Consider the following 14543-nt stretch of genomic DNA (forward strand, 5'->3'; position numbering starts at 1 on the left):
GCGTGACGTTTACGCGGCGCCGTCGAACATCGACGTCACCGAACCATCGCTGAAGACCTCGTGGATGGCGCCCGCGATGAGCGGGGCGATCGGGAGGACCGTCAGCTTCGGGAAGATCTTCTCGGGCGTCAACGGCAGGGTGTCGGTCACGACGACCTCGTCGATGAAGTCAGCCTGCAGGCGCTCCGCCGCGGGGTGCGAGAACACCGCGTGCGTCGCCGCAACCACGACATTCTTGGCACCGGCCTTCTTGAGCGCCTCCGCGGCCTTGGCGATCGTGCCGCCCGTGTCGATCAGGTCGTCGACGAGCAAGCACGTGCGCCCAGCAACCTCACCGACGATCTCGTGCACAGAAACCTCGTTGGCGACGCGCGGGTCGCGACGCTTGTGGATGATCGCAAGCGGGGCATCCAACTTGTCGCTCCAGATGTCAGCGACGCGAACGCGGCCCATGTCGGGCGAGACGACCGTGAGCGTCTCGTTGTCGAGCTTCTCCTTGAAGTACTTGAGCAGCACCGGCATCGCGAAGAGGTGATCGACGGGGCCGTCGAAGAAGCCCTGGATCTGTGCGGCATGCAGGTCGACGCTCATGATGCGGTCGGCGCCGGCAGCCTTGAAGAGGTCGGCGACGAGGCGGGCCGAGATGGGCTCGCGGCCACGACCCTTCTTGTCCTGACGCGCGTAGGGGTAGAAGGGTGCGACGACCGTGATGCGCTTCGCCGAGGCGCGCTTGAGCGCGTCGACCATGATGAGCTGCTCCATAAGCCACTCGTTGATCGGGGTCGTGTGCGACTGGATGACGAAGGCGTCGCATCCACGCACGCTCTCGCTGTAGCGGGCGTAGATCTCACCGTTCGCGAAGGTGCGCGTCTCGGTGTGCACCAGCTCGGTGTCGAGTTCGCGGGCGATGTCCTCCGCCAACTGTGGGTGTGCGCGGCCCGTGACAAGCACAAGCTTCTTCTGTCCGTTGACGGTGATCTCGGACAAGTCCGCTCGCTCTCTGCCGGTGTGGCCCCAACGGGACCGTGGTTCTCAGGCCTCGTCGACCGCCCCACCGGATGCCTCGGCCGCCTCAGCCGCCGCGGAACCCGGCCTGTTGGTGCCGACCCAACCTGCCATGTTGCGCTGTGGAGCCACGCTGATCGCCAGCGCGCCCGCCGGAATGTCTTTGCGGACCACCGTGCCGGCACCTGTATAGGCTCCGTCTCCAATCCTAACGGGCGCGACGAAGACGTTGTGCGAACCGGTGCGCACGTGCGACCCCACGATCGTGCGGTGCTTGTTGACGCCGTCGTAGTTCGCAGTGATCGTGCCGGCGCCCACGTTCGAGCCGACGCCCACCTCGGTGTCGCCGATGTAGCTGAGGTGCGGCACCTTGCTGCCGTCGCCGATGTTCGCGTTCTTCGTCTCCACGAAGGTGCCAATCTTGCCGTCGGCCCCGAGGACAGTGCCCGGCCGCAGGTAGGCGAAGGGGCCGACACTCGCGCCCGCGCCGATGACCGCAAGCGTGGCATCCGTGCGCTTGACGACGGCGTTCTCGCCGACCTCGCAGTCGACGAGGGTCGTGTCAGGGCCGACGATCGCGCCGCGCTCGATCTTCGTCGCCCCACGGATCTGGGTGCCCGGCAACAGCTCGACATCCTCGGCCAGCGTGGCATCCGCGTCGATCCACACCGAGGCCGGGTCGAGGATCGTCACGCCCGCGACCTGCCAGCGACGGATGATGCGGGCGTTCAGCTCCCGCGCCGCCGCCGCCAACTGCACCCTGTCGTTGATGCCCGCGACGAGCCATGGGTCGCGCACCGAAACCGCCTCGATGCGGCCGCCCGACTGCCGGATCACAGCCGCGGCATCCGTCAGGTACTTCTCCCGCTGCGCGTTCTGCGTGCCCACCTGGCGAAGAGCCTCCCGCAGGGGACCCGCCGAGAAGACATAGACGCCCGCGTTGACCTCGCGCACCGCAAGCTGCTCAGACGACGCGTCCTTGTGCTCCACAATGGCCTCGAAGAGGCCATCCGCCGAACGGACGATGCGACCGAAACCAGACGGGTCATCGAGGATCGCCGACAGCATCGTCAGCGCGTTGCCTTCATGCTGGTGCGCCGACACCAGCGAGCGCAGGGTCGCCGCATCCAGGAGCGGGACATCCGCGCTCAGCACCACGACACGACCCTCGAACTCAGCCGGCAGCGCCTCCAGGGCAACCTCGACCGCGCGGCCGGTGCCCGGCACCTCGTCCTGGTCAACGATGATCGCGTTCGGGGACCGGCGCAGCACCTCGCCAGACACCGCCTCCCGCTCGTGGCGCACGACCGTGAGGATGTGGGCCGCACCCAGCTCCTCCGCCGTCGACAACACGTGGCCCACGAGCGGCACACCCGCGAGGGCATGCAGCACCTTCGCCTTCGCCGACTTCATGCGGGTGCCCTGGCCGGCCGCCAGGATGATGACGGCGAGAGACTGGTCGGTCATGGGTTGGGGGCTCCTTGTTGTCACGCTCGTTCACGCTGAGGGCATCTCGCACTCAGGATTGCGAGTGTCCTTCCGGGCTGAAAACTAATCCGCCTGCGGCGGATGCGCTCCGCGCACGGAGCCGGTTGAGATCGCTCCGCGATTTCAACTGGCTCCGCCCCCAGGATTCGAACCTGGTCCTAACAGTTCCAAAGACTGCCGTGCTGCCGTTACACCAGGGCGGACCGTGCCACCCCCACAATGCACGGGCGGACACGAGAGACAAGTCTGCCAGAAGAGAACCAAAGGAAACCGCCAAGATCCGCCGCTCGGGATAATGGTGACCATGCCCGCACGCGACAACCCCGACCGGCTCGACGAAGTCGATCGCATCGTCGACGCCTGGCAACGCGAACGGCCAGACCTCGACTTCGCCCCGCTCCAAGTGCTCAGCCGGGTCGGCCGCCTCGCCCGCCACCTCGACCGTGCCCGCCGCACTGCCTTTGCGGCATCCGGCCTCGAATCATGGGAATTCGACGTGCTCTCCGCCCTCCGACGCGAAGGCGAGCCCTACCAGCTCAGCCCCAAGTCGCTCCTGCAGCAGACCCTCGTCTCCTCCGGCACCATGACCAACCGCATCGACCGCCTCGTCGAGCGCGGACTCGTCACCCGCAACGCCGACCCGCGCGACCGGCGCAGCGTGCTCGTCACCATGACCAGGGAGGGACGCGCCCGCGTCGACACGGCGATCACGCAACTCCTCGAATCGGAGCGGGCACTCCTCGCCGCGCTGCCGGATGCCGAACACGAACGACTCGCCGACCTGCTGCGGGTGCTCAACCTCGACTTCGACTGAACCCGTTCGCGGAGCTCAGGCGCGCGAGGCGCAGTCCACGCAGAGACTCGCCGACGGGCGCGCTACGAGACGCGCCTCGGGGATGTCACGGCCGCACGACTCGCACACGCCGAAGCTTCCTGCATCGAGTCGGCTGAGGGCGGCCGTGATCTGGCTCAGTTTGTCGCGGGACTGGCGAAGAAGCGCGTCTGACTGCGAGCGCTCGAACGCGATCGTCGAGCCTTCCGGGTCGTGCTCGTCGTCAACGTTGGAGTCCTGACGGGCATCCACGATGCGGCGGATGTCCTCGCCCAGGCCAGCCATGAGGCGCACGGTGGACTCGCGCTCGGCACGCAGTTGCTCGCGAAACTGCTCGAGCCGAGCATCCGTGAACCGGGGTGTCATGCCCCGAGTATGCCCTGACAGCGTCAGCGGCGCAGCACGCGGCGGGCGAGCCAGTTGGCGAAGAACTGCACGAGCTGCACGATCAGGATGATGATGAGCACGGCCGCCCACGTGACGATCGGCTCGAACTGGCGATAGCCGTAGAGGATCGCGAAGTTGCCGAGCCCGCCGCCGCCGATGAAGCCCGCGACGGCGGTCATGTCGACGATCGCGACGAAGACAAAGGCGTAGCCGAGGATGAGCGGGCCGAGCGCCTCGGGCAGCAGGAGGGTGCGGATGATGCGCCACGGCCCCGCGCCGACCGAACGCGCCGCCTCGATCACGCCGGGCTGCACCGTCAGCAGGTTCTGCTCGACGATGCGGCTGATGCCGAAGACGGCCGCGAGGGCGATCGAGAAGATGATGGCGGGATCGCCGATACCGGTGCCCACGACGGCGCGGGCGAGCGGCTGCACCGCCGCGAGGAAGATGATGAACGGGATGGGACGGAAGGTGTTGACGAGCACGTTCAGCACGGTATTGATGACGCGGTTCGGCAGGAGGCCGCCGGCGCGGGTCACGTAGAGCCCGAGCCCGACGATGAGCCCACCGAGCCCGCCGAAGAGCATGCACAGGGCGACGATGTAGAGCGTCTCGAAGGTCGCGTCGAGCAGCTCGGGAAGCAGGGCGATCAACGCATCCATCAGCGCACCTCCGTCACTGACACAGTGCGGGAGATCGCCGCGAGTGCCGCGTCGATGCGGTCACCCTTCAGCGCGAGCGTCAGGTGCCCGAAGGTGCGGCCCTGGATCTCGTTGACTCCGCCGTAGACGAGTTCGAACGTGACGCCGTGGTTCGCGAACTCGAGGAAGACCTCCGACTGGCTCACACCGCCGTCCGCGAATGACACCGTCACGATGCGACCCGGATGCTTCAGCCGCAGCTGCTCGAGGGCCTCCCGCTCTGGAACCGCCCGGATGACGGTTGAGACGAAGCGCTTGGCGGCATCCGTCTGCGGGTCGGAGAAGACGTCGAAGACGCTGCCCTGCTCGATGACGCGACCGGAGTCCATGACGGCGACGCGATTAGCGACCGCCTTGATGACCTCCATCTCGTGCGTGATGAGCACGATCGTGATGCCGAGTTCGCGGTTGACCTTCTTGAGGAGCGCGAGCACCTCGGTCGTCGTCTCAGGGTCGAGCGCGCTGGTCGCCTCGTCGGCGAGCAGGATCTTGGGGTTCGTCGCGAGCGCGCGGGCGATGCCGACGCGCTGCTTCTGGCCACCCGAGAGCTGGTCGGGGTAGTTGCGCGCCTTGCCGGCAAGGCCGACAAATTCGAGCATCTCGGCCACGCGGGCCTTGCGCTCGGCGGCGGGCATCCCGGCGACCTGCAATGGGTACTCGACGTTGCCGGCGACCGTGCGCGAGTTGAAGAGGTTGAACTGCTGGAAGATCATGCCGATGCCGCGACGCACGTCGTGCAACTGACGCTCCCGCAGCCCGCTGATCACGCGGCCGTCGACCTCGACCGTGCCACCCGTGACCGGTTCGAGCGCATTGATGAGCCGCACGAGCGTGCTCTTGCCCGCGCCCGAGTAGCCAATGATGCCGAAGATGTCGCCCGCCTCGATGTCGAGGCTGACGGTGTCGACCGCGACGAGCGGCGCCGCACCCCGCTTGGACGGCGGGTACGACTTTGAGACCTCGCTGAGTCTCACGATCGGCATGGGGGCTGCTTTCGTCATCCGGGGAATCAGTACGGCGGCGGATGCTCCGAGAAGCATCCGCCGCCGGCTACTGCATAAAGGCTACTCGTTGGCCTCGACGTCGGCCTCGACCTTGGCGAGGGCATCCTCGAGCTCGGATGCGGGGGTGTCGACGAGGATGGCCGTGCCACCCGAGACCTCGAGCACGCCGTCCTGCACCGCCTGCGTCGTCTGGTAGATCTCGACGAGGCGCTGGAAGAGCTCGTTGTCCTTGTCGTCGGCGCGGGCCGCGAAGATGTTGATGTAGGCCTGCGCGGCGGGGTCGCTGGGGTCGTCGACCGCGATGGCGCTGAGCGGGTCGATGCCCGCCTTGGTGACGAAGTCGTTGTTGACGACAGCTGCAGCGACGTCAGCGAGCGAGGTCGCGGTGAACGAGGCATCCGCTGCCTTGACCTCGACGCGAGACGAGTCCTCGATGTCGGCGAGGGTCGAGAAGATGCTGCCACCGTCCTTGAGTTCGATGAGGCCGGCGGACTGCAGCACGAGGAGCGCGCGCGCCTGGTTGCTCGTGTCGTTGGGCACGATGACCTGCTCGCCGTCCTTGATGTCGTCGACCGAGTCGTACTTCTGCGAGTAGAGGCCGAGCGGGTAGATCGCGGTCGCGCCGATCGGCACGAGGTCATCGCCGGATGCCACGTTGTGCTGCGCGAGGAAGATGACGTGCTGGAACTGGTTCAGGTCGAGCTCGCCCTCCGACAGCGCGGGGTTCGGCTGGTTGTAGTCGGCGAAGTCGATGATCTCGACGTGGATGCCCTCCTCCTCGGTTGCCTCGAGGTAGACATCCCAGTAGGGGTCGCTCGCGCCGACGACGCCAAGCTTGACGGGGTTGGACTCGGAGCCGAGCTCCGCGTCGGAGTCAGACGACGCGCAGGCGGCGAGGCCGGTGAGGAGCGCGGTCGCGGTGGCGACGGCAGCAAGCTTCTTGAGGAGGGACATGGGTGGTGCCTTTCAGTGGTGCGGGGTATCCAGTGTCATCCGTGTGCGGAGCAAATCCGAATCAGGTGACGAACTGTGACAGGCGACCGCGTCGTCAGCCCTCGAGGAGGTCGGTGAGCTCGAGCCAGCGGGTCTCGAGCGCCGCGGCATCCGATTCGAGCTTCGACAGTTCCGCTGTGAGTGCGCCGAGCCCCTCGTAGTCGTTCTGGTCGTGGGCTGCCATCTGGGCGTGCACCGCCTCCACCTTCTGGCCAGACTTCTCGAGCTTGCGCTCGACCGAGGCGAGCTCCTTCTGGGCGTTGCGCAGGTCAGCGCCCGAGAGACCGGGAGCCTTCTTCGCCGGGGTCGTCGCCGCCTTGGTGGCCGAGGGGGCATCGGATGCCGCATCCGCCGCCGTGCGGATCTTCAGGTACTCCTCGACCCCACCGGGCAGGTGCCGCAGGTGCCCACCGAGCACGGCGTACTGCTGATCGGTCACACGCTCGAGCAGGTAACGGTCGTGGCTCACGACGAGGAGCGTGCCGGGGAAGGAGTCGAGCAGGTCTTCCATCGCCGCGAGCATGTCGGTGTCGAGGTCGTTGGTGGGTTCGTCGAGGATGAGCACGTTGGGCTCGTCGAGGAGGATCAGCAGCAGTTGCAGGCGACGCTTCTGGCCACCCGACAGGTCTTTGATGGGGGTGCTGAGCTGGGCGCTGTCGAAGCCGAGGCGCTCAAGCAGCTGGCCCGGGGTGACCTCCTTGCCGCCCGCGACGTAGGAGGACTTCTGGCGGCCGATGACCGTGCGCACGGGTTCGTTCTGCACCTCGGCCAGCTCGGCGAGCTGCTGGTCGAGGATGGAGATCTTGACCGTCTTGCCGCGCTTGACGCGTCCGCTCGTGGGTTCAATCGAGCCCGCGATGAGGCCCAGCAGCGTCGACTTGCCTGCACCGTTGACGCCCAGGATGCCCGTGCGCTCGCCCGGCGCGATGCGCCACTCGATGTCGCGCAACACTTGCTTGTCGCCGTAGGTGACGCCGACGTCGAGCAGGTCGACGACATCCTTGCCGAGACGCTGCATCGCCATCGACTGCAGGCTCACCTTGTCGCGCACGGGCGGCTCGTTCGCGATCAACTCGTTCGCGGCGTCGATGCGGAACTTCGGCTTCGCCGTGCGGGCCGGAGCCCCGCGACGCAGCCAGGCGAGCTCCTTCTTCATGAGGTTCTGGCGCTTCGCCTCCGTGACGGATGCCATGCGGTCGCGCTCGACGCGCTGCAGGATGTACGCCGCGTAGCCGCCCTCGAAGGGCTCGATGATGCGGTCGTGCACCTCCCAGGTGGTGTTGCAGACCTCATCGAGGAACCAGCGGTCGTGAGTCACGACGATGAGGCCGCCCTGGCCCGCAGGCCAGCGACGCTTCAGGTGCTCAGCCAACCACGCGATGCCCTCGACGTCGAGGTGGTTGGTGGGCTCATCCAGGAACACAACATCCCAATCGCCGACCAGCAGCTTGGCGAGGCCGACCCTTCTTCTTTGCCCACCGCTGAGCTGGCCGAGAGTCGCATCCCACGGGATGCCGCCAAGCAAGCCGTCGATGACGTCGCGGATGCGGGCATCCGAAGCCCACTCGTACTCCTGCTTGTCGCCCACGATCGACTCACTCACGACGATCGAGTCGTCGAGCTCGTCGGCCTGGTCGAGCATGCCGATCGTCGTGCCCTTGCGTACCGTCACACGGCCGCCGTCGGGTTCGATGCGGCCCGCGAGCAGCCGCATGAGGGTCGACTTGCCGTCGCCATTGCGGCCAACCACGCCGATGCGGTCGCCCTCATTGAGGCCGATCGTCACCGAGTCAAAGATGACGCGCGTTGGATATTCGAGGTGGAGGGACTCTGCCCCCAGGAGATGTGCCACGTGGGTCGACACTACCGGGGTGCGGCTGGGCGGGCGCACGGCGCGGCTGGCCCCGTGCCGTCAGACCGCGAGACTGCGCAACTTGCACTTCCCCACCCGGCGTGGTGCAACCTTCGTAGTCTCACCTCTACCGCACGCAGGCGCGCAAGTCGCGTTCCCGGCGTGAGACTACGCAAGTCGCACTTCGGGCCCCTATTGGGTGCAACTTGCGTAGGCTCGCGAAGCTGTGGATGCGCGCCCCGCGAGGACTCGCACCCCGGGCACTCTGGGCCGGTGCGAATTCCTCTCCCCGACGGTTTCACCGGACGACCATTCAGCAGACGCGAGGCCTTGGCTGCCGGAATCAAAGACAGCCAACTCCGATCGACCAAACTCGCCCGCCCCTTCCACGGCGTGCGCGCCCTCAACTGGGACCCGTCCTACGAGGCTCACATCCGCGCCTACCACGCGCGGATGCCCCGCACTCAGCACTTCAGTCACGGCACCGCGGCCCTCCTCCACGGCTTTCCCGTGCCCGTGCTCGCGACATCCGCTGTCCAGGTGAGCGCCGCCTCGTCGGCGGGATTCCCCCGCGCGCAGGGCATCGTTGGACACCATTCTGACTCCCGCGTCGTGATACTAGGTGGCATGCGCGTCACACACCCGGTGGACACCTGGTGCGACCTGGCTACCTCGCTCTCGGTCGACGATCTCATCGCCATCGGCGACTTTCTCATCACAGGCGACGAACCATACAGTGGTGTGCCGCCGTTGGCTCGGCTCCCCGAAGTGGAGCACTCAGTTCGTCTCCGTGCTGGCCGTCGCGGAACGCCAAAGTTGCGGGCTGCGCTTGAACTCATGCGCTATGGGCCGCTCTCTCGAATGGAAACCGAGATGCGCCTGCTGATGGTCCGCGATCGCCTCCCCGAACCAACTTTGAACTTCAGGGTTCACGACAGCAGCGGGCGCTTCGTGGCCATGGTGGACCTCGCGTTCGACACGTGGAAGGTCGCCGTCGAGTACCAGGGAGACCTTCACCGTGAGAAAAAGCGCTTTCGCGCCGACATCACGCGACGGGAACGCCTTGAGGATGCCGGTTGGACCGTGATCTTCGTGTCAGTTGACGACGTCCGGAGACAGCCGAGGGAGACGCTCCGCCGGATACGCAAGCGTCTGCGCGATCGCGGCGCACCTCTTGGAGGCTGACGGCCACCCGTGAGACTGCAGAACTTGCAAATTCGCGGAGGCATTGGTGCAACTTGCGTAGTCTCAATGCGTTGAAAGGGAGCCGTGAGCGGATGCGACCGCGAGACGGCGGATGCGCGGCTCAGGCCGTGACGACGCGGGCGCCGTGCACGGGGCCCGTCGCCCGCACCGCGGTGAGGCGCGCCGCGCTGAGCGCCACCTGCAGTTCGAGCGCCGAGTCGACGTCGGCCGCGAGGAATGCGATCGTCGGTCCCGAGCCCGAGACGATGCCCGCGAGGGCGCCGTTCTCCTCGCCGAGTTCGAGCACCTTTGCAAGCCGCGGCTCCAGGTGAAGGGCGGGCGCCTGGAGGTCATTGTGCATGGCCTCCGCGAGCATCGCCGAGTCACCTGCGCGGAGTGCTTTCAAGACCGGATTGTCGACGGTGGGCTGCAAGGTCACAGGCGAGATGTCGAGGGCATGGCGTTCCCGGTGGCGGTCAAGCTCCCGGTACACCTCGGGGGTGCTCATGCCGAAGTCTGCGAGGGCGAAGACCCAGTGGAACGTGCCCTTGGCGAGTGCCGGGCTGAGTTCGTCACCGCGGCCCGTGCCGATCGCCGTGCCGCCCATGAGGGCAAAGGGCACATCGGCGCCGAGCTGTGCCGCAAGGCTGAGCAGCTCTTCGCGGCCGAGGTCGGTTCCCCAGAGGGTGTCGCACGCGACGAGGGTGGCCGCGGCATCCGCTGACCCACCGCCCATTCCGCCCGCGATGGGCACGTTTTTCTCGATCTCGAGCCGCACTCCCCCGCGGTGATCGGCGACGCGCGCCAGGAGGCGGGCGGCGCGGATCGCGAGATTGCTGCCGTCGGTCGCGAGTGCGGACGTGTCGATGCTGCCGCCGAAGGTCACGGAGAAATCATCCGCCGGGTATGCCCTGACGTCTTCATAAAGCGAGACGGCCTGGTAGGCGGTTGCGACATCGTGGTACCCGTCGTCGAGCAGCGCTCCGACCTTGAGGCACACGTTGAGCTTGCCGGGGGCACGGACGTGAACCTTGGCGGGCCGGGCGTGCGCACTCATATGAACAAACCTAGCCGAATGCCTTGTCTGCCCCAGCCCGGGTCACAGCGCACGCAGCAGTTGGGTCATGGCGGCCTTCTCCTCCGCGAGCACGTCGGGCCCTGCGAGCTTCGTGCGCGTGAGCGCGATGCGCACGCGGCCGGGCGCGCCGCTCGTGACGGGGCTGAGCGTCGCCGTGATGCCGGTGGCGTCTTCGAGCGACCAGCGGGCACTCGGATGCTTCGCCTCCGGGCTGCTCGACGCGGGCTCGCTGCCGGCCCACCCGCTCGCCACGGCGATCACGCGCGCGAGCAACTCCCGCGCGTCGCCCGCCATCGTGCGGCTGGCCCCGGACGAGAAGGATCCATCGGACTGCTGCCCGGGCACTCGCATCCCCCGCGCCTGCTCGTAGGCGATCGTGATGCCCTGCGCCCACCAGCCGTCGACGCCGTGCTCTTCGACGAGCCAGGTCGCGATCTGCGGGTGGGTCCAGGCGGTGGCACCCTCGGCATCCAGCAGCTCGTGCCATGCCGCTCGCGCGCGTCCCGTCGCCGCCTCGAGCTTCTCGCTCGATACGAGTTTCTCGTTGCCCGCAACCATGGTCGCCAGCCTAGGCAGCGGCGCGGGTGATCGCGAGGAAGTCGTGCACCGTCAACTGTTCGCCGCGCTCGGTCGGCTTGATGCTGGCGGCTTCGAGACGAGCGGATGCCTCGGCCGAGCCCCCCAGCACGCCCGCGAGTGACTGGCGCAGCATCTTGCGACGCTGCCCGAATGCGGCGTCGACGAGTTCGAAGGTCGCGAGGCGCTCCTCCTCGGTGCCGAGCGGTTCGTCGCGCACCGTGAAGCCGACGAGGATCGAGTCGACGTTGGGCACAGGCCAGAAGACCTGGCGGCTGACGAGGCCCGCCGTGCGCCAGTGGCCGTACCAGGCCGCCTTGACGCTGGGGCTGCCGTAGACCTTGCTGCCGGGCTGTGCGGCGAGGCGCTGGCCCACCTCAGCCTGCACCATCACGAGGCCAGAGGTGATGTACCTGAAGTGCTCGAGGAAGTGCAGCAGCACGGGCACCGAGACGTTGTAGGGCAGGTTCGCGACGAGGGTTTGCGGATGCCGCGGCAACTCCATGATCGTCATGGCATCGTGGAGCACAACCGTGAGGTCGGCGCCCGGCTGCATCGTCTCGACCGTCTTGGGCAGTTGCCCCGCGAGGCGCGGGTCGATCTCGACCGCGACGACGGGGGCGCCCGTCTCGAGGAGTCCGAGGGTGAGGGATCCGAGGCCCGGGCCGATCTCGACGACCGGAGAGTCACCGGTGACCCCCGCGGCCGCGACGATCCGGCGGACGGTGTTGCCGTCGATGACGAAGTTCTGCCCCAGCTTCTTGGTGGGCTGCAGGTCGAGGAGTTCAGCGAGGTCGCGGATCTCGGAGGGGCCGAGCAGTTTGCCGCTCATGCGAGAGGGTGCGGCGGGAGCTCGCTCGGGGCATCCGGCACGACCGGTTCGTCGTCCCACGAGCCGTAGACGGCTTCCGTGTTGGAGGCGATGACCGCGGCGAGCAGCGAGTCTGGCACGTCGAGGTGATCGGCCATGAAGCGCAGGGTCGTCGGGATCATGTACGAGGCGTTCGTCTGCCCGCGATGCGGCGTGGGCGTCAGGTAGGGCGAATCCGTCTCGATCAGGATGCGGTCACGCGGCACGACCTCGAGGGCCTCGCGCAGGTTCGCCGCATTCTTGAAGGTGACGGTGCCCGCGAAGGAGAGGTACCAGCCCTCCTCGGCACAGAGTCGCGCCATCGTGGCGTCGCCGGAGAAGCAGTGGAACACCGTGCGCTCGGGGGCGCCCACGCGCAGGAGCGTGGAGATGACCTCGTCGTGCGCGTCACGGTCGTGTATCTGGAGCGCCAGGCCGTGCTTCTTGGCGATCTCGATGTGCGCCTCGAAGGAGTAGAACTGGGCCGGGCGACCCACCTCGTCGGTGCGGAAGAAATCGAGCCCCGTCTCTCCCACGGCGCGCACGCGGGGCCGCTGGGCGAGTTCCTCGATCTCCGCGAGCGAGGCGTCGAGGGTGCCCGCGGCATCGAGCTCGGGGGCGTCGTTGGGGTGGATCGCGACGGCCGCGAGCATGCGGGGCTCACGAGCGGCCATCTGAGCCGACCAGCGTGAGCTCGCGACATCCGTGCCCACCTGCACGACACCCTTGACCCCGACGCTCGAGGCCAGGTCGAGGGCCTCGCGGTAGTCGAGGAGTTCGGGCTCGCCGTTCGGCTGCCACGCCCCGTGCTCGAGGTGCGTGTGGTTGTCGTAGACGCCCACCGTGAGCGCCTCGGGCAGCGGAGGGTAGGTCATGCCTGCTCCTGCTCGACACGCGGGAAGAGCGGCGGGAGCGTGTCGACCGTCGCGCCCGGCTGCAGCACGCCCCAGCTGCCCGCCTCGGGGATGCGCTGCTCCGTGAGGGGCGAGGTGAAGCCGAGCGCCGCCCAGAGCTTGGCGGTCGCCTCTGGGATGACCGGGGAGAGCAGCACGGCGAGCGCGCGCAGCCCCTCGGCCGTCATGTAGAGCACGGTGCCGAGCCGCTCGCGCGTCTCCTCGTTCTTGGCGAGCACCCACGGCTCGTTGATCGTGATGTAGCCGTTGAGGTCGTCCACCAACGTCCAGATGGCCTCGATCGCCTCGTGGATTGCGAGGCGCTGCATCGCGGCATCCGCCTTCGTCACGGCCGAGGCGAGCGTCTTCTGGATGGCGAGGTCAGCATCCGTGTACTCGCCCGGCTGCGGCACGCTGCCGTCGTAGTAGCGGTTGATCATCGCGATGACGCGGGAGGCGAGGTTGCCGAAACCGTTGGCCAGTTCGGCCTGGTAGCGGGCGGAGAGGTCCTCCCACGAGAAGGAGCCGTCCTGGCCGAAGTTGATGGCGCTCATGAAGTAGTAGCGGAACGCGTCGGCGCCGAAGGTGTCGGTGATGTCGCTCGGTGCGATGCCCGTGAGCTTCGACTTCGACATCTTCTCGCCGCCCACCAGGAGCCAGCCGTGGCCGAAGACCCGCTGCGAGACGGGCAGGCCCGCCGCCATGAGCATCGCCGGCCAGATGACGGCGTGGAAGCGGGCGATGTCCTTGCCCACCAGCTGCACGGCCGGCCAGCGCCGTTCGAAGTTCTCCTGGTCGGTGCCGTAGCCGATCGCGGTGATGTAGTTGAGGAGCGCGTCGAACCACACGTAGAGCACGTGCGAGTCATCCCACGGCAGCTTGACGCCCCAGTCGAAGCTCGAGCGCGAAATCGAGAGGTCGCGCAGGCCCTGCTGCACGAACTGGATGATCTCGTTGCGCACGCTCTCCGGCTGGATGAAGTCGGGGTTGTCGCGGTAGAGCTTGAGCAGCGGCTGCTCGAAGTCGCTCATGCGGAAGAAGTAGTTGGTCTCCTTGAGCACCTCGACGGGGCGCGTGTGGATCGCGCAGACCTGCTGCCCCTCAAACTCGCCCGTGCCGGGGACGAGGTCGCTCGGCTGCTTGTACTCCTCGCATCCGACGCAGTAGTGGCCCTCGAACTCGCCCTGGTAAATGTAGCCGTCGTCGTAGAGCTTCTCGAGGAAGAGGCGCACGCCATTCTCATGACGCTCGTCGGTCGTGCGAATGAAGTCGTCGTTGGAGATGTTGATCGTCTCGAGCAGCGGCTTCCACGCCGTCTCGACGAGCCGGTCAGCCCACTCACGCGGCGTCACGTTATTGGCGACCGCCGTGCGGAGGATCTTCTGCCCGTGCTCGTCGGTGCCCGTCAGCAGCCAGGTGTCGTCGCCGCTCTGGCGGTGCCAGCGGGCGAGCACATCCGCCGCCACCTCCGTGTAGGCGTGCCCGATGTGGGGAACGTCATTGACGTAGAAGATTGGCGTGGCGATGTAGAAGGACTTGCCGGAGGACATGGCCTCAATCCTAAGCGGCAGCCCGTGGCTGTCACCTCGGCCAGCGGCGAAGCGGGCAGACTTGGAAATGTGTGGGATTGCCTGTGAATGTGTTGCAATCGATACGAAACGCGCATAGTCTCACACCACCCTTCAGTCGCGAGGAGCGC

The 14543-nt window shown here is 67.3% G+C and carries 14 protein-coding genes and 1 tRNA gene; 2 read left to right on the forward strand and 13 right to left on the reverse strand.

What is annotated here, in order from left to right; genetic code table 11:
• Positions 1–9 precede the first annotated feature (9 nt).
• The 3 genes from ACIQK7_RS01930 to ACIQK7_RS01940 all read right to left on the reverse strand — a co-directional run bounded on the left by ACIQK7_RS01930 (position 10) and on the right by ACIQK7_RS01940 (position 2696).
• Entirely contained in the window at positions 10–987 is a 978-nt protein-coding gene (locus ACIQK7_RS01930; protein WP_403020697.1) for a ribose-phosphate diphosphokinase, read from the reverse strand.
• A gap of 45 nt (positions 988–1032) precedes the next feature.
• Positions 1033–2472 carry a bifunctional UDP-N-acetylglucosamine diphosphorylase/glucosamine-1-phosphate N-acetyltransferase GlmU gene (gene glmU, locus ACIQK7_RS01935; protein ID WP_403020699.1) on the reverse strand — a complete coding sequence of 480 codons (1440 nt, stop codon included), beginning with the start codon at positions 2470–2472 and terminating at the stop codon, positions 1033–1035.
• A gap of 149 nt (positions 2473–2621) precedes the next feature.
• Positions 2622–2696: transfer RNA gene (locus tag ACIQK7_RS01940), tRNA-Gln, on the reverse strand.
• Positions 2697–2797: 101 nt separating this feature from the next.
• On the opposite strand from ACIQK7_RS01940, the gene ACIQK7_RS01945 reads away from it, so the two are divergent.
• A complete protein-coding gene (locus ACIQK7_RS01945; protein ID WP_403020701.1) occupies positions 2798–3307 on the forward strand; it encodes a MarR family winged helix-turn-helix transcriptional regulator in 510 nt (169 codons plus the stop codon).
• Positions 3308–3322: 15 nt separating this feature from the next.
• On the opposite strand, the gene ACIQK7_RS01950 is transcribed toward ACIQK7_RS01945, so the two are convergent.
• From ACIQK7_RS01950 to ACIQK7_RS01970, 5 genes are all read right to left on the reverse strand, one after another.
• Positions 3323–3691: a TraR/DksA family transcriptional regulator gene (locus ACIQK7_RS01950; RefSeq protein ID WP_403020703.1), complete on the reverse strand. Its 369-nt coding sequence runs from the start codon at positions 3689–3691 to the stop codon at positions 3323–3325.
• Between the two features lie 23 nt (positions 3692–3714).
• Positions 3715–4374 carry a methionine ABC transporter permease gene (locus ACIQK7_RS01955; protein ID WP_403020705.1) on the reverse strand — a complete coding sequence of 220 codons (660 nt, stop codon included), beginning with the start codon at positions 4372–4374 and terminating at the stop codon, positions 3715–3717.
• Positions 4374–5396 (reverse strand): methionine ABC transporter ATP-binding protein, encoded by a 1023-nt coding sequence (locus ACIQK7_RS01960; protein WP_403020708.1) that lies wholly within the window; start codon positions 5394–5396, stop codon positions 4374–4376. The genes ACIQK7_RS01955 and ACIQK7_RS01960 overlap by 1 nt, the downstream gene beginning before the upstream one ends.
• Before the next feature lie 81 nt (positions 5397–5477).
• Complete coding sequence (locus ACIQK7_RS01965) at positions 5478–6371, reverse strand: MetQ/NlpA family ABC transporter substrate-binding protein (protein WP_403020710.1); 894 nt, start codon at positions 6369–6371, stop codon at positions 5478–5480.
• Positions 6372–6465: 94 nt separating this feature from the next.
• Positions 6466–8262, reverse strand: coding sequence for an ABC-F family ATP-binding cassette domain-containing protein (locus ACIQK7_RS01970; protein ID WP_403020713.1), 1797 nt, complete (start codon positions 8260–8262; stop codon positions 6466–6468).
• Positions 8263–8592: 330 nt separating this feature from the next.
• On the opposite strand from ACIQK7_RS01970, the gene ACIQK7_RS01975 reads away from it, so the two are divergent.
• The gene (locus ACIQK7_RS01975) at positions 8593–9447 is read left to right on the forward strand and encodes a DUF559 domain-containing protein (protein ID WP_403020715.1); all 855 of its coding nucleotides are present in this window, start codon (positions 8593–8595) and stop codon (positions 9445–9447) included.
• Positions 9448–9568: 121 nt separating this feature from the next.
• On the opposite strand, the gene ACIQK7_RS01980 is transcribed toward ACIQK7_RS01975, so the two are convergent.
• Genes ACIQK7_RS01980 through metG form a run of 5 tightly spaced genes read right to left on the reverse strand, consistent with a single transcriptional unit; the run spans position 9569 to position 14394 of the window.
• Positions 9569–10504: a 4-(cytidine 5'-diphospho)-2-C-methyl-D-erythritol kinase gene (locus ACIQK7_RS01980; protein WP_403020718.1), complete on the reverse strand. Its 936-nt coding sequence runs from the start codon at positions 10502–10504 to the stop codon at positions 9569–9571.
• A 42-nt stretch (positions 10505–10546) separates the two neighbouring features.
• Entirely contained in the window at positions 10547–11083 is a 537-nt protein-coding gene (locus tag ACIQK7_RS01985) for a hypothetical protein (RefSeq protein ID WP_403020720.1), read from the reverse strand.
• A gap of 10 nt (positions 11084–11093) precedes the next feature.
• A complete protein-coding gene (rsmA, locus tag ACIQK7_RS01990; RefSeq protein WP_403020722.1) occupies positions 11094–11933 on the reverse strand; it encodes a 16S rRNA (adenine(1518)-N(6)/adenine(1519)-N(6))-dimethyltransferase RsmA in 840 nt (279 codons plus the stop codon).
• On the reverse strand, positions 11930–12826 hold the full coding sequence (locus tag ACIQK7_RS01995; protein ID WP_403020723.1) for a TatD family hydrolase: 897 nt from the start codon (positions 12824–12826) through the stop codon (positions 11930–11932). Before ACIQK7_RS01995 ends, rsmA begins: the two co-directional genes overlap by 4 nt.
• Positions 12823–14394: a methionine--tRNA ligase gene (gene metG, locus ACIQK7_RS02000; RefSeq protein WP_403020725.1), complete on the reverse strand. Its 1572-nt coding sequence runs from the start codon at positions 14392–14394 to the stop codon at positions 12823–12825. Before metG ends, ACIQK7_RS01995 begins: the two co-directional genes overlap by 4 nt.
• Positions 14395–14543 lie beyond the last annotated feature (149 nt).

This window comes from Salinibacterium sp. GXW1014 (assembly GCF_044769865.1).
In the GTDB taxonomy this organism is placed as follows: domain Bacteria; phylum Actinomycetota; class Actinomycetes; order Actinomycetales; family Microbacteriaceae; genus Homoserinimonas.